General features: G+C 69.9%; 19 protein-coding genes. 4 read left to right on the top strand and 15 right to left on the bottom strand.

Annotated features, from left to right (window positions below; translation table 11 throughout):
* Positions 1-148 precede the first annotated feature (148 nt).
* From ACI2LP_RS05395 to ACI2LP_RS05370, 6 genes are read right to left on the bottom strand one after another with little or no spacing between them, the layout of a single operon-like run.
* Entirely contained in the window at positions 149-1,297 is a 1,149-nt protein-coding gene (locus ACI2LP_RS05395) for a VWA domain-containing protein (protein WP_404723234.1), read from the bottom strand.
* The gene (locus ACI2LP_RS05390; RefSeq protein WP_404723233.1) at positions 1,290-2,198 is read right to left on the bottom strand and encodes an AAA family ATPase; all 909 of its coding nucleotides are present in this window, start codon (positions 2,196-2,198) and stop codon (positions 1,290-1,292) included. Before ACI2LP_RS05390 ends, ACI2LP_RS05395 begins: the two co-directional genes overlap by 8 nt.
* The gene (locus ACI2LP_RS05385; protein WP_404723232.1) at positions 2,191-3,117 is read right to left on the bottom strand and encodes an XdhC family protein; all 927 of its coding nucleotides are present in this window, start codon (positions 3,115-3,117) and stop codon (positions 2,191-2,193) included. Before ACI2LP_RS05385 ends, ACI2LP_RS05390 begins: the two co-directional genes overlap by 8 nt.
* Positions 3,118-3,127: 10 nt before the next feature.
* Complete coding sequence (locus ACI2LP_RS05380) at positions 3,128-5,500, bottom strand: aerobic carbon-monoxide dehydrogenase large subunit (protein ID WP_404723231.1); 2,373 nt, start codon at positions 5,498-5,500, stop codon at positions 3,128-3,130.
* A complete protein-coding gene (locus ACI2LP_RS05375) occupies positions 5,497-6,018 on the bottom strand; it encodes a (2Fe-2S)-binding protein (protein WP_404723230.1) in 522 nt (173 codons plus the stop codon). The genes ACI2LP_RS05380 and ACI2LP_RS05375 overlap by 4 nt, the downstream gene beginning before the upstream one ends.
* 1 nt (position 6,019) lies before the next feature.
* Positions 6,020-6,892, bottom strand: a complete 873-nt coding sequence (locus ACI2LP_RS05370) for an FAD binding domain-containing protein (RefSeq protein ID WP_404723229.1) — start codon at positions 6,890-6,892, stop codon at positions 6,020-6,022.
* Between the two features lie 115 nt (positions 6,893-7,007).
* Here ACI2LP_RS05370 and ACI2LP_RS05365 point away from each other — a divergent pair, with 115 nt between their 5' ends.
* The gene (locus ACI2LP_RS05365; protein WP_404723228.1) at positions 7,008-7,964 is read left to right on the top strand and encodes a LysR family transcriptional regulator; all 957 of its coding nucleotides are present in this window, start codon (positions 7,008-7,010) and stop codon (positions 7,962-7,964) included.
* 573 nt (positions 7,965-8,537) lie between these two features.
* Here ACI2LP_RS05365 and ACI2LP_RS05360 read toward each other — a convergent pair.
* Positions 8,538-11,324 carry an AAA family ATPase gene (locus tag ACI2LP_RS05360; protein ID WP_404723227.1) on the bottom strand — a complete coding sequence of 929 codons (2,787 nt, stop codon included), beginning with the start codon at positions 11,322-11,324 and terminating at the stop codon, positions 8,538-8,540.
* A gap of 170 nt (positions 11,325-11,494) precedes the next feature.
* Here ACI2LP_RS05360 and ACI2LP_RS05355 point away from each other — a divergent pair, with 170 nt between their 5' ends.
* The 3 genes from ACI2LP_RS05355 to ACI2LP_RS05345 all read left to right on the top strand — a co-directional run bounded on the left by ACI2LP_RS05355 (position 11,495) and on the right by ACI2LP_RS05345 (position 14,135).
* Complete coding sequence (locus tag ACI2LP_RS05355; RefSeq protein ID WP_404723226.1) at positions 11,495-12,163, top strand: TetR family transcriptional regulator; 669 nt, start codon at positions 11,495-11,497, stop codon at positions 12,161-12,163.
* Positions 12,164-12,554: 391 nt separating this feature from the next.
* Positions 12,555-13,505, top strand: coding sequence for a hypothetical protein (locus tag ACI2LP_RS05350; RefSeq protein WP_404723225.1), 951 nt, complete (start codon positions 12,555-12,557; stop codon positions 13,503-13,505).
* 90 nt (positions 13,506-13,595) lie between these two features.
* Positions 13,596-14,135: a hypothetical protein gene (locus ACI2LP_RS05345; RefSeq protein ID WP_404723224.1), complete on the top strand. Its 540-nt coding sequence runs from the start codon at positions 13,596-13,598 to the stop codon at positions 14,133-14,135.
* A gap of 34 nt (positions 14,136-14,169) precedes the next feature.
* Here the strand turns inward: ACI2LP_RS05345 and ACI2LP_RS05340 are convergent, their stop codons facing one another.
* The 8 genes from ACI2LP_RS05340 to ACI2LP_RS05305 form a co-directional block, all read right to left on the bottom strand.
* Entirely contained in the window at positions 14,170-14,361 is a 192-nt protein-coding gene (locus tag ACI2LP_RS05340; RefSeq protein WP_404723223.1) for a hypothetical protein, read from the bottom strand.
* A 1,097-nt stretch (positions 14,362-15,458) separates the two neighbouring features.
* Positions 15,459-16,031, bottom strand: coding sequence for a hypothetical protein (locus tag ACI2LP_RS05335; RefSeq protein ID WP_404723222.1), 573 nt, complete (start codon positions 16,029-16,031; stop codon positions 15,459-15,461).
* A complete protein-coding gene (locus tag ACI2LP_RS05330; RefSeq protein WP_404723221.1) occupies positions 16,028-16,555 on the bottom strand; it encodes a DUF6286 domain-containing protein in 528 nt (175 codons plus the stop codon). The genes ACI2LP_RS05335 and ACI2LP_RS05330 overlap by 4 nt, the downstream gene beginning before the upstream one ends.
* On the bottom strand, positions 16,552-16,950 hold the full coding sequence (locus ACI2LP_RS05325) for an Asp23/Gls24 family envelope stress response protein (protein ID WP_404723220.1): 399 nt from the start codon (positions 16,948-16,950) through the stop codon (positions 16,552-16,554). The genes ACI2LP_RS05330 and ACI2LP_RS05325 overlap by 4 nt, the downstream gene beginning before the upstream one ends.
* Positions 16,922-17,131 carry a hypothetical protein gene (locus ACI2LP_RS05320; protein WP_404723219.1) on the bottom strand — a complete coding sequence of 70 codons (210 nt, stop codon included), beginning with the start codon at positions 17,129-17,131 and terminating at the stop codon, positions 16,922-16,924. The genes ACI2LP_RS05325 and ACI2LP_RS05320 overlap by 29 nt, the downstream gene beginning before the upstream one ends.
* A gap of 167 nt (positions 17,132-17,298) precedes the next feature.
* Entirely contained in the window at positions 17,299-17,799 is a 501-nt protein-coding gene (locus ACI2LP_RS05315) for an Asp23/Gls24 family envelope stress response protein (protein ID WP_404723218.1), read from the bottom strand.
* Between the two features lie 91 nt (positions 17,800-17,890).
* Positions 17,891-18,223, bottom strand: coding sequence for a hypothetical protein (locus ACI2LP_RS05310; RefSeq protein ID WP_404723217.1), 333 nt, complete (start codon positions 18,221-18,223; stop codon positions 17,891-17,893).
* The gene (locus ACI2LP_RS05305; RefSeq protein WP_404723216.1) at positions 18,220-18,639 is read right to left on the bottom strand and encodes an Asp23/Gls24 family envelope stress response protein; all 420 of its coding nucleotides are present in this window, start codon (positions 18,637-18,639) and stop codon (positions 18,220-18,222) included. Before ACI2LP_RS05305 ends, ACI2LP_RS05310 begins: the two co-directional genes overlap by 4 nt.
* Positions 18,640-18,645 lie beyond the last annotated feature (6 nt).

Below are 18,645 nucleotides of genomic sequence, written 5' to 3'. Positions count from 1 at the left end.
CGGCCGCTACCGCCGACGCATGAGCGTCAGCGATGGCTGAGGGATAACGTCCGGCGTCCAGGTTGATGCGGGCATCAACTCCGCCGCCCGGTGCCGGCGGTGCAGAGCGGAGCCCACTGCCCTTCGGCAACCTCGAGGACGGGCAGGGTCATCGGCGGTGGCGCGGGGCGGACAGTGCGGCGGTGAAGTCGTCCAGGGCCGCGAGGTTGTGGGCGCTGACGACGGCGTCGCAGTAGGGCAGTGCTGCAGCCATGCCGGCCACGAGCGGACGGTAGCGCGGGCTTGCCGTGCGCGGGTTGACCCATACGACGCGGTAGGCGACCCGGGACAGCCGCGCCATGTGGGTGGCGAGGTCGGCGGGCGCGCCGGTGTCCCAGCCGTCGGAGATGATGGCAACCACGGCGCCGTGCGCCATGCCGCGTCGGCCGAACCGCTCGTTGAACTCCGCCAGGCACTGAGCTATCCGGGTGCCCCCGGACCAGTCCGGGGCCGCCCGTCCGGCACGTGCCAGGGCGTCGTCCGGCCCGGCCCGCCTCAGGGCGGGCGTGAGGCGTGTGAGCCGGGTGGCGAAGGTGAAGACCTCGGCGCGGGCGGCGCGGGCGGCACAGTAGAGCAGTTGCAGCATCGCCCGGGCATAGGGCTCCATCGATCCGGAGATGTCGCAGAGCACGATGAGGTCGCGGGGGCGGGCGCGGGGCTCGAAGCGGTGTAGCCGCAGCGGGTATCCGCCGGTGCGCCGGCTGACGGAGAGGGTGCGGCGTACGTCGATGCGCGCACCGTGGTGCGCGGTGCGGCGCCGGCGGGACGGCCGGGTCGGGGTGCGAAGCACAAGGGTGCGCATCACCTCGGAGAGCCGCGCCAGTTCCTCGGCGGACAGGTCCGCGAAGTCGCGGTTGGCGAGACGGTCGAGCGGACTGGCGGCGAGGGGTACGGGAGCCTCCCGCGGCTGTGCGTCGGCCTCCCGGCCGCGTCCGTCCGCGGTGGCCTTCCGGGCGCCGGGGACGCGGCCGGGAACGGTGTCCGGGAGCGATCGGGCCGGGTCGCCGGGCTGCCCGCGCTGTGCTCCGCGGTCGGCCGGGCCGCCGAAGACCTCGTGGAAGACCGCGTCGAACGGCTCGATCTGCTCGCGGTCGGACACCAGGGTGGCGAGCGCGCAGTGCCGCAGCTCGCGCGTCGTCGACGGTGCCAGCAAGGTGAGCGCCCGGGCGAAGCTCCGGGTACGGTCGGGGCTCACCGCGATCCCTGCGTCGTGCAGGGCGGCGGTGAACGAGGCTGCGAGCTCCGGCAGGTCAGGCATCGGGGCCTGCCTCCGCGTCGACCAGCTCCGCCAGTCCGGCCCGGCGCACGGCCTCCAGGTCCTCGGCGTACTTGAGTACCGCCCCCAGGGTGCGGTCGGCAGCGTCGGCGTCGAGAACGGAGAGCCCCAGCGCGTGCAGCGCGCCCGCCCAGTCGATCGCCTCGGCGATGCCGGGTGGCTTGGTGAGCTCCTGCCGAGCACGCAGGCGCGCCACCCCGCGCGCCACGTGCGCGGCCAGCCACTCGGACGACTCCGGCACCCGTCTGCGGATGATCGCGGCGACTCGTGCGGCGTCCGGGTAGTCGATCCAGTGGTAGAGGCAGCGGCGTTTGAGCGCGTCGTGCAGATCTCGGGTGCGGTTGGACGTCAGTACGGCCACCGGCGGCACCGCAGCCGTCCGGGTGCCCAGTTCGGGGATGGTGACCGCGGCATCGGCGAGCAGTTCCAGCAGGAACGCCTCGAATTCGTCGTCGGCGCGGTCGACTTCGTCGATGAGCAGCACCGCCGGCCGCGGTCCGGGGTGGCAGATCGCAGCGAGCAGTGGCCGTGGCAGCAGGTAGTCCTCGGCGAACAGGTCGGCGTCCCGCAGGGGCTCCCCGCGGGACTCGGCCAGCCGGATGGCCAGTAGTTGCCGTGGATAGTTCCACTCGTAGAGGGCCTCGGCCGAGGACAGCCCCTCGTAGCACTGCAGCCGGATCAGCGGGGTGTCGAGCACGGCGGCGAGCGCGCGGGCCGCCTCGGTCTTGCCGACGCCGGGCTCGCCCTCCAGCAGGATCGGCTGCCGCATGCGCACGGCCAGCAGCAGCGCCGTGGCCAGGGCGTCGTCGGCCAGGTAGCCGACGGCGTCCAGACGCGAGCGCAGGGCGGGGACGTCGGGTACGAGGGGGTCGAGGTCAGGCATGCGCGTAGCGGGAGGGGTCGTCGGCGAAGGCGTGCTGGCACCCCGGCCCGCAGAAGTACACCCTGCTGCCGGCCCGGTCCAGTGAGGGGGTGGCGGGCGTGATCGCCACGGTCATGCCGCACACGGGATCCACGTCCTCGGCCACGGCCTGCGGCGCGGCGAAGTCGGCTCCGGGGCGCACGGCTCGGGCCGCCTGCGGCCGCAGTGCCATGATCTCGGCGTACACCGACAGCGCGATCTCTCCCGGGGTCCGCGCGCCGATGTCCAGGCCGGCCGGGGTGTGGACGTGCGCGCGTTGTTCCTCGGTGAGACTCAGCCCGGCGAGCACCGCCGCGCCGCGCTTCGGACTGGCCACCAGCCCGATGTACGGGATCCCGGCGCGTGCAGCCTCGATCAGCACGGTCTCCTCGTCGCGGCCGTGCGTGGCGATGACGATGACGCCCAGATCGGGCGGCAGCGGCTCCCCGGGCGAGGCTGGTCGGGCGTCGAGGCCGAGCGCACGACCGACGTCGAGCAGAGCGCGGGCGATGGGGGCGTGTCCGTAGACGTACGCCAGCGCCGGGGGGAGGTTGGCCTCCAGGAAGATGTCGAGCGTCCCGCCCGACAGGCAGGGATTGGCCACCGTGACCAGGCCTTCGTCCGGGTCCTGCGCGCCTTCGGCCCCGGTGTCCGCGGCGGGCGTGATCCTCAGCAGCAGCGATTCGCCGGTCTGCAGCACCCGCAGGCCCTGCAGTTGCACCGTCGTCTCGGCGCATGTGCCGCCCACGAAGCCCTCGACGGTGCCGTCGGGCAGCACCAGCGCGCTGTCCCCGGGCTTGGCGCTCGTGGGCCGTTCCGCGTGGACGACGGTGGCCAGGACGAACGGGGTCCGGCCGTGCCGGAGCACGTCCGCGCGGGCCAGCAGTTCGGTGTTCGTCATCGCGGTGGCCTCAGGTGATCGCCAGGTCGGTGCGCAGCGGCCGGCCCTGGGCGGCCCGCCACACCGCGGCGGGCGTCAGCGGCATGTCGACATGGCGTACGCCGAGCGGCTTCAGCGCGTCGACCACGGCGTTGACCACCGCGGGGGGCGAGCCCACTGTGGCGGACTCGCCGACGCCCTTGGCTCCGATGGGGTGGTGCGGCGAGGGGGTGACGGTCTCGCCGAGCTCCCAGGACGGGCACTCGACCGAGGTGGGGAGGAGATAGTCCATGAACGACCCGCCGAGGCAGTTGCCGTCCTCGTCGAAGGCGATCACCTGCATCAGCGCCATGCCGACGCCGTCGGCGAGTCCGCCGTGCACCTGACCCTCGACGATCATGGGGTTGATCCGGTTGCCGCAGTCGTCCACGGCGATGAATCGGCGGACCTTCACCCGGCCGGTGGCCGCGTCCACGTCGACCACGCAGATGTATGCGCCGAAGGGGAAGGTGAGGTTCGGCGGGTTGTAGACGCAGGTCGCGTCCAACTGGCCCTCGACACCCTCGGGCAGCTCCAGATTGGAGTGCGCCGCGAGGGCGATCTCGGCCATGGTCTTTCCTTTTTCGGGGTCTCCTGTGACGAACCAGCGGCCCTTCTCCCATTCCAGGTCGTCCGGGTTCACTTCGAGCATCGCCGAGGCGACGATCTTCGCCCGCTCGCGCACCTTGCGGGAGACCATCGCCGCCGCCGCTCCGGACACCGGTGTCGAGCGGGAGCCATAGGTGCCGAGCCCGAACGGGGTCTGGTCGGTGTCGCCGTGCACCACCTCGACGTCCTCGGGCGGGATGCCCAGCTCCTCGGCGACGATCTGCGCGAAGGTCGTCTCGTGGCCCTGCCCCTGGGACTGCACGGAGATCCGCAGCACCGCCTTGCCGGTCGGATGAACGCGCAGCTCGGCACCGTCGGCCATGCCCAGCCCGAGGATGTCCATGTGCTTGCGCGGGCCGGCACCGACGGCCTCGGTGAAGAAGCTGACCCCGATGCCCATCAGCTCGCCGCGCTCGCGCTTCTCGGCCTGCTCCCTACGCAGGTCCTCGTAGTGCGCCATGTCCATCGCCAGCCGCAGGGCCCGCGGGTAGTCGCCGGAGTCGTACTCCCACCCCGTCTGCGTCTTGTACGGGAACTGCCCTGGTCGCAGCAGGCTGCGCATCCGCAGCTCGGCCGGGTCCTCGCCGAGCTCGGCCGCGAGCAGGTCGACCATCCGCTCTACCAGATACACGGCCTCGGTGACGCGGAACGAGCAGGCGTAGGCGACACCGCCGGGCGCCTTGTTGGTGTAGACGCCCGTCACGGTGCAGTCCGCGGCGGCCAGGTCGTACGAGCCGGTGAAGACGCCGAAGAAGCCGGCGGGGAAGTTGGACGGTTGCGCGGTTGCGTTGAAGGCGCCGTGGTCGGCGATCACATGGACCCGCAGGGCCTGGATCTTCCCGTCCTTCGTCGCCGCGATCTCCCCGTGCATGTGGTAGTCGCGGGCGAAGGAGGTACTCATCAGGTTCTCCGAGCGGTCCTCCACCCACTTGACCGGCTTGCCGGTGACGATCGAGCCGACGACCGCGCACACGTAACCGGGGTAGATGCCGACCTTGTTGCCGAAGCCGCCCCCGATGTCCGGGGAGATGATCCGGATCTTGTGCTCCGGGATGCCGGACACCATGGCGTAGAGCGTGCGGTGTGCGTGCGGGGCCTGGGTGGTGGACCACACCGTCAGCTTCCCGGTGATGGCGTCCATGTCCGCCACGGTGCCGCAGGTCTCCAACGGCGCCGGGTGCACCCGCGGGTACAGCATGTCCTGCTCCACCACGACGTCGGCGGCTGAGAAGACCTCGTCGGTGCGCTCCTTGTCGCCCGCCGACCAGTCGAAGATGCGGTTGTCGGTCTGCTGTTCCTTGTCGTCACGGATCACCGGTGCGTCCGGGTCGAGCGCCCGGCGGGCGTCCACGACCGGCGGCAGCGGTTCGTATTCCACGTCGATCAGTTCAAGGGCGTCCCGGGCGGCGTAATGGTCCTCGGCGACGACGAAGGCGACCTCCTGGCCCTGGAAGCGCACCTTGTCGGTGGCCAGCACCGCCTGAGTGTCGTACGAGAGCGTGGGCATCCAGGCCAGCCCGAGACCGGCCAGGGTCTCCCCGGTGATCACGGCCCTGACCCTCGGGTGCGCCTCGGCGGCGCTGGTGTCGACGGACACGATCCGGGCGTGCGCCAGCGGGCTGCGCAGGACGGCGCCGTGCAGCATCCCGGGCAGCCGGACGTCGTCGACGTAGGTCCCATGGCCGCGGACGAACCTCGCGTCCTCCTTGCGGGGCATCCGTCCGAAGCCGACCGGCCGTTCCCCGGTGGTCGTCATGTCCGCACCTCCTCGCGGCCGGGCGCCGGCTCGGTGCCCGCGTCGGCGGTCCGCGCCCCGCCGCCGTGCTCGGCGGCCCAGCGGATGGAGCGCACGATGTTCTCGTAACCGGTGCAGCGGCACACTTGTCCGGAGATGGCCTTGCGGATGTCCTCCTCGGACGGATCCGCGTTGTGGTCGAGCAGCCAGCGGGCGGTCATCATCATCCCCGGCGTGCAGAAGCCGCACTGCAGCCCGTGGCAGGCGACGAATCCCTGCTGCACCGGGTCGAGTTCGGCCCCGTGCGCCAAGCCCTCGACGGTCCGCACCTCGTGGCCGTCGGCCATCACCGCGAGCACGGTGCAGGACTTCACCGGTGTCCCGTCCAACCAGACGGCGCACACTCCGCAGTTGGAGGTGTCGCAGCCCCAGTGGGTGCCGGTGAGCCCGAGTTCGTCGCGCAGGAAGTGCACGAGCAGCAGTCTGGGCTCCACGTCCCTCGTGTGCTGCTCGCCGTTGACGGTCACGGTGATCCGCATGTCACGCCTCCTGCCCCTGGGCGCGTGCGGCGGCGGTGCGCAGCGCCCGCGTGGTGAGCTCCCCGGCCAGATGCCGCTTGTAGTCGACCGGGCCGCGCTGGTCGGCTGTCGGCCTGCACTCCTGCGAGGCGATCCGGCCCGCCTCGGCGAAGCCCTCGTCGTCCGGCCGTCCGCCGCGCAGGAAGTCCTCGGCCCGTTCGGCCACGAACCGTGGGGCACCCACTGCGGTCAGCCCGATCCCGGCCTCAGTGATGACCCCGTCGGAGATCTCCAGCACCGCTCCTGCGGCGACGACCGCCCAGTCGCCGACCCGGCGCTCAACCTTGCGGTAGGCGCTGGCGTGCGAACGGATGGGCACCCGGATTTCCACCAGCAGCTCCGCTTCGTCCAGCGCGGTCTCGTACGGCCCGAGGAAGAACTCCCTGATCCCGATCGTGCGCCTGCCGCCGGGGCCTTGGGCGACAAGGGTCGCCCGCAGTGCCGAGAACGCCGCGGGCAGGTCCTCCGACGGATCGGCCTGGCACAGCGAGCCGCCCACGGTGCCGCGGTTGCGGACGAGCGGATCGGCGATGACCCGTTCCGCGTCCCGCAGGATGGGGAAGTGCTCGCCGACGACAGGCGAGGCGAGCAGCTCGGCGTGGCGGACCATCGCTCCGACGGACAGTTCGTGCCCGTCCACCCGGATCAACGCCAGCTCGCCGAGGCCGTTGATATCGATCAGGGCTTCGGGCTGGGCCAGCCGCAGCTTCATCATCGGCAGCAGGCTGTGTCCGCCCGCCACCACCCGGGCCTCGGGGCCGTACCGTGTGAGCAGCTCGATCGCCTGCTCGACGCTGGTGGCCGTCTCGTACTGGAATGCAGCTGGAACCTGCATCGGGCCCTCCTGGAACGCTGTCCCCGTTGTGCAGTGATGCTGCGCTCTTCCTCACCGGCCATGCAATGGGTCGATAAGCATTCACTTATCCCTCTAAACGCGGGAAAATCGGATAGTGACCGTCACCCAGCTCAGCACCTTCGTGCTGGTTGCCCGGCTCGGTTCGGTGGGCGCCGCCGCGCGGACTCTGGACGTGAGCGAGTCTGCGGTGTCGCAGGCGCTCACCGCGCTGCGCACCCACTTCGGCGATCCGCTCATCCGGCGCACCGACGGCGGTGGGATGCGTCTGACGCCCGCGGGGGCGCGGCTGCTGCCGGTCGCGTCGCGGATGGTCGCACTGAGCGCGGATGCCGAGGCGGCAGTGCGGGCGGCGCGGGGTGCGCCCGACGAGCTGCGGGTCGTCGCCACGAGCACGCTGGCCGAGTTCGTGCTCCCGTCGCTCGTGGAGGCCTTCGACGGCCGCTCGGGGCGCAGGACCGAGACCTCGTTCGGGGTGGCCGCCGGCAACGAGATACGCGTGCTGGTGGAGAACCGGCTGGCCGACGTCGCGCTCGGACCGTATCTTGGCGCCGTCCGCAGGGGCGAACTGGTCAGCGAGCCGCTGTTCCGCACCCAGCTGGTCGTGGTGACCGGCGCCAGGTCGCCGCGGCCGCCCGGCCCGCCGCCGCTGTGGTCGTGGCTGGTCGATTCCTCCGGAACCGATCCAGACGCGGACTCCGGGCGGCTGCTGCGTCGGCTCGGTGTGGCGGAGGGGCACGTGTGGGTGTTCCCCAACCAGGCCGCGACCTGGGCGGCCGCCGCGGGGGGCGCGGGGGTGGCACCAGCGTTGGCCCATCTGGTGTCGCCCCGCATCCGGCGTGACGAGCTGCGCATACTGGAGACCCCAGCCACGCCGTCGGACGCCACGTGGCACGCCACCGTCCTGCAGCCCGAGCACCGTTCCCCGGCCACCGACGCGTTCCTGCACTTCCTGCACACCCCCGCAGCGACCCGCATCATGCGCGCGCCCGGCGCGGGCGTCCCGCCCTCCCAGTTCCGGCCGCCGGTGTACGTCACGCTCTGGGGCGGGTGAGAGAGCAGGCTTTCCACCCGTAGCGGCCGGGCCCGGCTTGTGTTTTCGAGGGCAGGTCCGGCGCGCTGACCACGGCGGAACGCGAGGAGCTCTAGCGGCTGCGCAGGCAGAACGCCGAGCAGGCCCGGACGATTGAGGTGCTGCGAAAGCCGCGGTCTTCTTTCCGAAGGAGAGCGGTCGATGAGCGAGGTGTACGTGTTCATCGAGGCGGAGAAGACCACCCATGGTGTCGCTTCAGGGAGTGGCGCGGCCGGTGCAGGCCAACGCCGTGACCCCGCTGAAGTTGCGCGGCGGAGACTATCTGGCCCTGGCGGCCGAGGGCGTCACGCAGCTCGCCGGGGGTCAGGAGCTGGCCGCAGCCGCACCTGACGTACCGGCACCTGGTAGTGGGCCGCGGCGGCGAAGCGGGCACGGGCGAAGGCGCGGTAGGCGCGCATGTCCGCCACTTCGACGCCGCCAAGATCGAGAGCGACCTAACGGAGTGTGCAGCCGCTGCGGGCACCGTCCCCCGCCGGCTCGAGGCCCCGCGCAGTAGGCGAGCCCCACCGAGATCAATCTCAGCAGGGACCCCCTTCAACGCGCGCCGCCGGCCGCGCACCGGCGGATCAGGTCGGCACGCGAGGTGATACCCAGGCGCTCGAAGATGCGACGCAGGTGATAGTCGACGGTGCGTGGGCTCAGGTACAGCCGGGCCGCCACCTCCTTGTTGGTCGCGCCTTTGGCGACCAGCCGGACGATCTGGCACTGACGGGAGGTCAGGGTCCCGGACCGGACTTCAAGAGTGGGGGCCTCGCTCTCCGCGGGATCCCAGCCGTCCCCGGTGGCGCGCAGCTCGGCTCGGGTCCGGTCGAGCCACAGCTGCGCTCCGTGCCTGCGAAAGATGTCTGCCGCCTCCCGGAGTTGGGTGCGGGCGTCCGCGCGTCGGCGCTCGCGGTTGAGGTACTCGCCGTAGAGCAGGCCCGTACGGGCCAGTTCCAGTTCGCGCTCGCCGGTCGGGTGCAGACGCAGAGCGCGCCGGAAGTGTTCCTCGGTGTCGCCGGTTTCCAGCAGCGCGCGGCACCGGGCCGCCAGCGCGGTCGGCCACCCCCCGCCGATCGCCTCCGCCCACGGGGCGAAAGTCGCCGCGGCGCGCTCCGCCCGCGGCCGGTCCCCGGCTCGGACAGCGGCCTCCACGTAGCTGGGCACGGCCTCGATCGCGACACCGGGATGTCCAAGCCTCGTCCGGGCGAGCCGGCGCAGCTTGGCAGCCGCCTCCGCCCAGTTTCCGGAGGCGAGATCCAGGTGGGCCAGGCCCCACAGGCCAAGGGCGGAGGCGAGGCCCAGGCCGTGCGCCTGCGCTTCGCCGACGACGCGGTCCGCGTACTGCCCGCAGGCCACGGAGTCCCCGGCGATCCCGGCTGCGAGCATCAGTATCCCCATGAGATTGCGGGCGCAGTTGAGCTGGCCCGTTTCGCGGGCGAGCCGCAGTGCCTCGGTGGCGGTGAGCGTCGCGGTGTCCGGTCCGCTCAGCCAGCATTCCGGGTACGAGAGGTACTGCATGGCGTGCGCCATCGTGGGTGTGTCACCTGCCGTGCGTGCCAGCGTCACCGCTCGGGTGGCCAGCGCACGCGCGCGGGCATCGTCGGCGATGAACAGCGCACCGTACGAAGCCCAGGCGAGCAGGAGGGGATCGTCCACCTGTGCCGCCGTGACGAGTCGCACTCGCAACCGGGGCACCGCGGCCGCGACCCGTCCTTGCAGCGAATCGGCGACCGCGAGCAGAACATCGGCGGCGAGTCTGTTCTCCGGCTGTTCCTCCCGCGCTGAGCTGTCGAGCACCGCCAGCGCGCGTCGGCCGGCCTGCACGGGTAAGGCCGCGTTTCCCTCGTACAGGCCCGCCTCCCCTGCCTGCACCAGTGCCTTGATGGCCAGCGATGGGTTGTCAACGGCCAGTATGTCGGCCGCGGTCAGGAGTCTGGCGTAGGCATCCGGCGCTGCGGCGTGATGCAGAGAGATCACGCCCTTCAGGTAAGCGATGTGCCCCTGTAAGGACGGCTGGTCCGTACCGATCAGGGTCTCCGCTCGTTCCAGCAGCCGGGCGGCGCGCCGCGGTCGTCCGGCCCGCCTGATGCAGTCGGCCGCAGTGACCAGTCGGCTTCCCCGGCGGCCGTCCTCGCGGGTCAGCTGGGCTGAACGTTCCATGAGCGCCCCTGCGTGCGCCTGGCTGCCGTGCCGCCGGGCGCAGGCGGCCTGGCGTTCCAGCTCGTCGGCCAGTTCGGCGTTGGCCTGCGACAACAGAGCGGCCTCGTGCCAGCAACGACGATCGTCGTCCGTGCCGGCGAACGCTCGCGCCAGCATGTCGTGCGCCCAGTGCCGCTCGGCGAGATCCGCTCCCTGGCAGATCGCCCGGCCAAGGTCGTCGTGCCGGAAGGAGATGGCGGTCTTCGAGACGGTGAGCAGGCCCGCGGTCTCGGCGGATTTCAGGGCCGACGGGTCGATCCTCGCCCGCTGGGCCACCCGGAAGAGTGTCAGGGGGTCCAGGCCCGGCTCCGCGGCCAGCAGCAACAGCAACCTCCGGCAGTCGCCGGGAAGCCGTCGGAACTCGGCGAGCCGGTGGCGTGCCAGGCGAGGCAGCAGGGGCAGGGGATCGGGCAGCAGCGACAGCTGGCTCAGCTCCGCGGGTGTGAGCGTCCGCAGCAACTCCAGCAGGATGAGGGGGTTGCCGCCGGCCGCGTGGAGGAGCACCTCGCGAACCGGAAGCGCCACTGGAGAAGGCCGGATCCGTGCGATGAGCCGCAGGCAGTCCTGGTCGCTCAGGCTCGCCAGACGGAGTACTGGCACCCCCGACACGGCGGCGCACCCGTCGCTCTCCGTCCCGGCCAGGATCAGGACCCGCTCGGTGCTGATCCTGCGGGCTACGAAGCCGAGGGTGTACCGGGACTCGGCGTCGACCCACTGCAGATCGTCGACGCCGACCAGCACCGGGCTGCGGCCACTCGCCCTCGCCAGGAGCGCCAGCACGGCGAGAGCGATGAGTGATCGCTCCCGGAGCGGCGGGACGTGCCCGAGCAGCAGCCGCTCCAGGACCTCACCGGACTGCGGCGGCAGTTGACGGATGTCGGGGGCCAGCTGCCTGACCAGCCGCTGCACCGCTCCGTACACCAGGTTCTGCTCCGCCGGTACCCCGTCGGCCCGGACAGCGCGGAAGCCATGGGCCAGGTGGGACGCGTACCGGAGCAGTGCGGTCTTGCCGATCCCGTGGTCACCGGTCAGGAGCAGGGCGCCGCCGCAAGCTCCGCGGCAGGCGTCCACTGCCGCCGCAAGCTGCCTGCGCTCAGCCTGTCTGCCGATGATGTGGGGTTGCTCGGTGCCGTACGTCATGACGCACGCCTCCCGGCTCGAAGCCTCAGGTCGAGAATAATGACTATTCTCGCCTGTGAGCGCAACAGTTGGCGCCGCCCGAACTCAACTGTGGGGCACAACAGTTGGCGCCGCCCGAAGACGCAGTGCTTCTAGCCCCTGGATCCTCCCTACCCGGCTAGGCTTGGGCCGTGGCAGAGCCTGATTCCCTCTCAAGGCAGTCTGGTGACCTGATCCGTGACCGGCTGATCGAGGCGGCCGTTCAGGAATTCGGTGAGCGGGGTTACGACCGCGCGCGGGTGCAGGACATCGCCCGTCGTGCCGGGCTCTCCACAGGAGCCATCTACGGCAACTTCCGGAACAAGGCCGACCTTCTCGCCGAGGCGGTCGATCGCGGTCTGGCAGCCGCCGCGCGCAAGATGGGTGAGGCACTCGACCGCGGGGCTGCCTCCACCGACCTGCTCGAGATGATCACTACCGACCTCTCCGACCCGCGCCGGCGAACGTGGGCACCCCTTGTCAGCGAGGCGCTCGCCGCTGCGCGGCGGGACGACGAGGTCGCCCGCAGGGTCCACGCCGCCTTGCGCAAGGCGGAGACCAAGTTGACGGACCTGGTCGAACTCGCCCAACGGGACGGCTCACTTACGGACGAGGTCGACGGCGCGGCCTGTGCCCGCTTGGTGCTGTGTGTGTCCCTCGGGGTTGACGTACTCACGGCCTTGAACTACGAGGGCCCGGACCGCAAGGCGTGGACCGCATTGATGCACAGGCTGTTCGCCGGGCTGGCCTCGGCGACTGTCCACACCGTGACCGCGGCCCGGCACTCGGCCGGGGGCCTTTCGCGGCGGAGCAGCGGCTGAATCACCGGTGCACCGCCACCGCGAATCGGTGAAGTCGCCGGTCTTGCACAGGCCCCGAGGGGCGAGCACCCCGATTAAACGCTGGTCAGCAACTCGTCGGTAATTTCGCCGTTTTTACTGCGGCGGGCTCGGTTGACAGTGGATAGGCCGCACGTCACTCTACGGTCAGCCAAGCGAGGCCATTATCGGTGAGGGGGACCCCCTCGATATGGCCAGTCCGCTCTTGAGGCATTGACCGTCACGCGTTCCTGTTCATGGATAAGCATCGCCTGCGTTCGCGATGCCGGTGAGTTCTGCCTGCGTGCTCGCCATCGCGAGGCGAGGTGAACTGCGCTCAATTTCCATGCGCACCGGCCGAGTCCGGAGAATTTCTTTCCCGCAAGGAGGAAACATGCTTCAGCGAAAACTCGCTTTGACCGCCGTCGTCGTCGCCACGGCACTGGCCGCAGGCGCCACCCCGGCCGTCTCCGCCGCCTCTCCTGCCTCTGATACGGGGCGGCAGCAGACCGGACCGCAGGTCACGACCGTACGGTACGGACCGTTCACCATCCCGGCCGCGTCCGGGCACGACCACGGGGAGAGCGGCAACCGACTCCTGCTGAACGTTCAGAAGCCGTGCGACGACTGCTTCATCACAGGATTCAAGCCCAATCTGGTCTACGCGGACGGGTCGAACGCCAACGTCAACACCGGCCCCATGCTGCACCACATGGTGATGGGAAACCACTGGAAGAACGATGTCGTGTGCAACGGCCCGCAGCGAATATTCGCCTCCGGCAACGAACGGGTGGAGAGCATCCTGCCCTCCGGATACGGCATCAAGGTCGGCAAGGGCGAGCGGTGGAACATGCTCTACGACCTGATGAACCACGCCCCGCAGAAGAAGACGGTCTACATCTCCGTCACGTACACCCATGAATCCGCCACTGGTTCGCAGCTCAAGCCGGTGACACCGATCTGGATGGACGCGGGCGGATGCCTCGGCAGCGTGTACGACGCCCCCGAAGGAGTCAGCGAAAAGACCCGGCGGTGGCGATCCACGATCTCCGGGACGCTGGTGCACATGCGTGGCCATCTCCACCATGGCGGTCACTCCGTGCGGACCGAGAACCTCGCCACCGGCAAGCTCCTGTGCAACATCGTGGCTGAGGAAGGCGGCAGCCCCGAGTTCATCGACCTTCACGGAAACACCGAGATCTCGGACATGCCGCCCTGCAGCGGTGACCCTGTCGGCACGATCCATCGAGGGGATGTCCTGCAAATCACCAGCAGGTACGAAATCGACGGGCACTCGCACGACGACGTCATGGGGATCATGGCCGGCTGGGTGGTCCGGAACTGATCCGCCTCGAGCAGGCGGTGGCGCGCGCGGGCGCCCGCCCCGCCGCCCCCACAGCCCTGCCGCCCACCGCCCCACCAGGGAGGTGATCACATGAATCCGGGTCGGTCCCGCAGACCCCTGCACGGCTGGACGCTCATCGTCGCCGACGTGCTCATCTGCCTGGCATGGGCGGGCAGCGTGTGGGCGGCGCTACATGTGGAGGCCGGCCCAGCGGTGCGCACGGTCGCGCTGTTCGTGCATCTGGGGGCGCTGGTCATCGGACTGGGCTCGGTGCTGACCATCGACTACTACGGCACGCTGTGGCTGCTGGGGAGGCGGAGCCTGCATCAGGCACTGGAGTTCGCCCGCCCGTTGCACGTGCCCGTGTGGGCGGGGCTGGCCGGCTTGGTACTGAGCGGGATCACCCTCGATCCGGACCCACACGCTGCCCTCACCCGGGTCAAGCTGGCACTCGTCCTTCTGATCGCGCTCAACGGAGTGCACGCGCAAGCTCTGCACCGCACCTTGGCCGACCAGGGAGGTGCGTGGCCCCCGCGGCGGTTGCTCATACGTGGAGTGATCTCGGCTGTCCTCTCGCAACTCGGGTGGTGGGGGGCCATGACGATCGGATTCCTCAACAGCCAGTCATGACCGGCCCCGCCGCAGCCGCTCCAGCTCGTGGGGGTCACGCAGCGATGCCGCACGCGAGGGACGTCGAGGCGAGCAGCGGAACGCCCGAGGCAGAGGCCACCATGGCGATCGGATCCCTGGCCCGCAGGTGCGTCAGCACGGCGACGAACATCAACGCGCACAGCCCCGCGCCGGGCCGCGATACCCAGCGCGGCCGGACCGCCAGCCCCCCGAGCAGCCAAGCCACCCGCGGCCTCCAACACGCAGAAGCAGACCCGTAACACTGTGCGATCAGGCACTCAGCGGTCCGGCCGGAACCTACGAGGCTTCGTCCCGGATCCGGGGACTGAGCCTCAGGTCGTGGGAAGCGATCCCGTGCGCGGAGTTCCGAATCAAGAGACAGAGGCCGACCTCGATGATGCGGAGGAGGCCGCAATCTCGTGGTGTGCGCGCCGTCGTTCGAGGAGTTCGCCTACAGGTTCTGGATTGACCGTCTCTGGCACGCGGTCAACGGCGGCGATCTGTCATGGCTCGAACCGCAGTTGCAGGACTACTTGCATCATTCAGCGCCGCCGGGGCCTGCTGCATGACCATGCATCCAGCGAGATCGTCTACGGATGCCAGAGCGCGCATGGGTTCGCGAGATCGATGAGGTAGGCAGCTGACAAGCGACTCTCTCGTCGGTACGGCTCTCCGCTGCGCAGAGAGTTGTAGTCCACGTCCCGAAGTGGCGTGACTGGTCAACGGTGCCTGGGCACATGCCTCCTGGGGACGCCCAGGGGACGGTGAGGGGGCGCAAGGATCTGCATGGATCGAGGAGCACCGACACGAGGTGCTGACGCACCCCCACTTTGACCTGCCAGAACTCCACAGACTGAGCAAGACGAACAAGGACCGTCACGATCACCAAAGGACTCATAATCCGTCGGCCGTGGGTTCGAGTCCCACCCGCACCACCGCGCGCTACGCGTGGAGAAACGATCTGGCCTGCGGATTTGTCGTGTTGCTCGCTTGGGTCTGGTGCCCTCGCGGTGGCTTGTGACGGCCCAGGGGACAAGTCAGGGGACGAGGTCTGCCCGAGACCTGTTTGGCTTTTGAGTGGCTCCCGGAAGCGGCTGGAAGGGCGGGCCGTCGGTGTAGCCGCTGCGGGCGCCGTCCCCACAGCTGGCCACCTCCCGAGCAGGATCCCAATTCACTGCAGCCACCAGCATGTCCACGAGGAACTCCGCATCGTCGCTGGTGGCTGTCCGCAACGAAAACTCAATATCGTCCATACGGGCAGATCCTCCATGACCAGCCACCAGGCAGCACAATCCCACCCGGCGAACCTTCCCGGTCACAGCACTAGCGTGCGCGGGTGCCGGTGTGGGTGGTGAAGCGGTATTCGACGGTGACGGGGAGGGTGTCTAGGTCGAGTGCTTGACGGAGCCGGGGCAGCCCTTGGGTGGTGAGGTGATGGTTGATGGTGGTCAGATCACCGCCCTGTTCGGTGCTGATCACCATTGCGAGGGCGGGGCTTTGGCGGGTCCCGGCGAGCGTGGCGCGGGCGCTGTGGACTCCGGGGTACGTGGTGATTTCACCCAGGAAGGGGGCTGTGGCAGTTTTCGCGGCCAGTTCGGTGCGGCCCTGCTCGGGGTTCTGCTCGAGATGCCAGGTGTGGGTTTTTGGTCGTCGGCTCAGCTGCGCAACCAACCAGCACATGATGAGCAGCCCGACAGCGACTGCAGCGGCGGCGGTGACCCACAGCGCCCAGGTGGGCGGGTCAGCGGTGGTGGGAATGAGTGTGGCGCCCGAATCCAGGAAGGTGAGTTGGCCGAAGTGACCCGCCAGGGCGAAGGAGCCCGAGCCGAGCAGGAGGACGCCGAAGGCGGCGAGCAGGGTGCGGTTGAGGCGGGCTGGGCGGTTGAGGCTGGTCATGGCGCGTTCCTGGTGGCATGGAGCTGGATCTTCATGGCCGGACGGGTGAGCGGGGTGACCTGGTCCAGGCGCCGATCCAGGGCGGCGCAGACCGCATCGGTGAGCCCCGCGGTGTTGGTCCGGTCAGTGCGGATGCGGGCGACGATCGTGCGTCGGCCCAGTTTCAGCTTCGCCTTGCTGACCCCGTCCACACTCCCGGCGGCGCTCTGCAGGGCGTTGCGCAGGCTGCGCCTTGTAACGCCGGCGTCCACATCGCCGGTCAGCGGCAGTACGGTCGGCTTCCCCGGCAGGAGTGCCGCGAGCAGCAAGAGCAGGCCGAGGAGGACGACTGCGGCACCTGCGCCCAGGGCGGCGGTGTCGTTCCACTGGATGCTGTGCAGGGCGTCGGTCACGGAGCGGTAGCTGATGAGCGGAGTCTGGCCGATGATCAGCTGGATAGCGACGATGGCGATCAGGACGCAGGCGGCGAGCAGGACCAGCGCCGTGAGCGTGGCCGGGATGGTGCGGCGGGGTCGGCGTTTCATTGGACTCTCTTGGTGTAGGAGTCCTGAGCGCGCAGTGAAGTGACGGTGATGTCGACGCGTGACACGGTCAGGCCGGTGAATTCCGCGAGGCGGCGCCGCAAGTGTGTGCGGGCGTCCAGAGTGGCATGGGCGACGGATTGCGGATAGGCGACCGACAGCCGAACGTCGAGAGCGGCTGCACCGTCGCTGACTCTTGCGGTGACACGGGCGGAGCGGTCGGCGTGTTCGCCGGTGACGGCGACGCCGAGCATCCGGTCGGCCGTTCCGCCTATGTGCTCGACTTCGGTCAACGCCCGTGCGGCGATGCGTTCCACGGTGCGGTCGGAGATCGTTGTACTGCCTCGCTGCGCCGCGCCGGTCTCGGCCTCACCTGACATGGTGATCGTGGTGTCCATGGAAGTCGTCCCTGTCATGGCCGGTGAGCCGGGCGAGGTCGAGTCTGCCGTCGAGGTAGCGCCCCACCAGCAACCCGACCGTCCCGAGGACGAGGACGATGAGGAAGGCGTCGAAGCCGCCGAACGCGGCGGCGAGGCCGAGTACGAGACCTGTCAGCAGCCCAATCTGAGTGGACGTCATGTCAATGCTCCTTGGTGCAGTACGTTGTCCTCGCGGTGGTCGTGCGGCGATAAGTCGGGGCGCGCGAGGTCGCACATATGGCCCTTTCGCTGCGCGGAGCTCGTGGTGAGGCACCATGCGCACCGTGGTGATGCACGGCGTCGGGAGGGCGCAGGGCCTATGGACGGCTACTGGACGCGGTCGCTGGTGCCCTGGTCGTCGCCGTCACTGCCGTCGCCGGGGATGTGTACGTCATTGACGTTGATGTTGACCTCGACGACTTCCAGGCCGGTCATCTGCTCGACGGTGTCGATGACGTTGTTGCGGACGTTCTTGGTCAGCTCGGGTATGGATGAGCCGTACTCGACTACCATCTGCAGGTCCACGGCTGCCTGCTTCTGACCGACCTCGACGGAGACGCCCTGTCCGGCGCTGGCGGAGGCTCCGGGGATCCGCCCCTTGACTGCGCCGAACGCCCGTGACGCTCCGCCGCCCAGCTCGAATACACCGGGCACCTCGCGGGCGGCGAGCCCGGCGATCTTCTGGACGACGACGTCGGCGATGGTGGTGGAGCCCTGCCCGGATGCTTTTGCCGGGGAAGCTGCCGGTGTGCTGGTGGCGCTCTTGTCCGCGTCACCGGCGGCGAATGTGGAGTGCGGGGCAATATTCGTGGTGGCCGGGTTCGTCATTGTGCTCTCCTCGGGTTTCTGGCTCTGGACGAGGGGGTTGCGCGCTCGTCACACCAGATGGACCCGCGGCGGGGGAGAACGTCATGGCCCCTCAGGCACCGGCGTCACTTGCGTGATCGAGAGGGGTGAGGGCGGCGGCGTCGATGTCGGTGACGACGAGGCGCAACCGGGCGTCCTTCCACCGTGTCTCCTTCAGCGCCGTGTGCAGGGCGGCCTCGGCTTTGCGGAGGATCGGGGGAAGGGGAAGGGCGAGGGCGACGACGCGAATCTCGATGAGTTCGTCGTCGATGCCGACGGCCAGGGTGTCGACGTTCCACGGCACGCGTGAGCCGATGTGGGTGGTGGACGGGGTCGCCGGCCGCAGGCCGGGGAGCCTGCCCAGGACGGCCAGGAGTGAGCGCGTCAGCTCTGTTCTCGGTGTCACCACGCACCAGCCCCATACGTGTCGATGTCCATGATCGACACCACGACGGCCTGCGGGGTGAGGCCCGTCGCATCGGTGAGCGCGCGCGTGACCCTGCGCTGAACGGCCTGGGCCACCACCGCTGCCTGGTCCTGCCCGGAGGTGACCAGGTCAATGGACACGCGCAGCGTCGACGGCACGGCTGACCGGTCGACCGTGACTCTTACACCCTCGGTCGGGGCCGGGGTGAGGCCGTTGATCTTCTGGCGTGCGGCACGAGCCACCTGGGAGGCGAGCCCGGTCACCCCAGGTTCGAGCCGTACCACGCCTGCGACGCCGACAGCGGCACGGGCGACGACTGCGGCGATCACAGGCTCGGCGATCACCCACTGGAAGCGGGGAACTCTTGCATTGTCGTCCGGCACGGTCGTTCTCATTGCGAG

The organism is Streptomyces sp. NPDC019890 (assembly GCF_044903445.1).
In the GTDB taxonomy this organism is placed as follows: domain Bacteria; phylum Actinomycetota; class Actinomycetes; order Streptomycetales; family Streptomycetaceae; genus Streptomyces.
This window is presented reverse-complemented; position numbering and strand designations above follow the sequence as displayed.

Bases quoted from the DNA above. Each gene is read 5' to 3' on its own strand.
- ACI2LP_RS05395 (WP_404723234.1), bottom strand. From the start codon at position 1,297: ATGCCTGACCTGCCGGAGCTCGCAGCCTCGTTCACCGCCGCCCTGCAC.
- ACI2LP_RS05390 (WP_404723233.1), bottom strand. From the start codon at position 2,198: ATGCCTGACCTCGACCCCCTCGTACCCGACGTCCCCGCCCTGCGCTCG.
- ACI2LP_RS05385 (WP_404723232.1), bottom strand. From the start codon at position 3,117: ATGACGAACACCGAACTGCTGGCCCGCGCGGACGTGCTCCGGCACGGC.
- ACI2LP_RS05380 (WP_404723231.1), bottom strand. From the start codon at position 5,500: ATGACGACCACCGGGGAACGGCCGGTCGGCTTCGGACGGATGCCCCGC.
- ACI2LP_RS05375 (WP_404723230.1), bottom strand. From the start codon at position 6,018: ATGCGGATCACCGTGACCGTCAACGGCGAGCAGCACACGAGGGACGTG.
- ACI2LP_RS05370 (WP_404723229.1), bottom strand. From the start codon at position 6,892: ATGCAGGTTCCAGCTGCATTCCAGTACGAGACGGCCACCAGCGTCGAG.
- ACI2LP_RS05360 (WP_404723227.1), bottom strand. From the start codon at position 11,324: ATGACGTACGGCACCGAGCAACCCCACATCATCGGCAGACAGGCTGAG.
- ACI2LP_RS05350 (WP_404723225.1), top strand. From the start codon at position 12,555: ATGCTTCAGCGAAAACTCGCTTTGACCGCCGTCGTCGTCGCCACGGCA.
- ACI2LP_RS05345 (WP_404723224.1), top strand. From the start codon at position 13,596: ATGAATCCGGGTCGGTCCCGCAGACCCCTGCACGGCTGGACGCTCATC.
- ACI2LP_RS05335 (WP_404723222.1), bottom strand. From the start codon at position 16,031: ATGACCAGCCTCAACCGCCCAGCCCGCCTCAACCGCACCCTGCTCGCC.
- ACI2LP_RS05330 (WP_404723221.1), bottom strand. From the start codon at position 16,555: ATGAAACGCCGACCCCGCCGCACCATCCCGGCCACGCTCACGGCGCTG.
- ACI2LP_RS05325 (WP_404723220.1), bottom strand. From the start codon at position 16,950: ATGGACACCACGATCACCATGTCAGGTGAGGCCGAGACCGGCGCGGCG.
- ACI2LP_RS05320 (WP_404723219.1), bottom strand. From the start codon at position 17,131: ATGACGTCCACTCAGATTGGGCTGCTGACAGGTCTCGTACTCGGCCTC.
- ACI2LP_RS05315 (WP_404723218.1), bottom strand. From the start codon at position 17,799: ATGACGAACCCGGCCACCACGAATATTGCCCCGCACTCCACATTCGCC.
- ACI2LP_RS05305 (WP_404723216.1), bottom strand. From the start codon at position 18,639: ATGAGAACGACCGTGCCGGACGACAATGCAAGAGTTCCCCGCTTCCAG.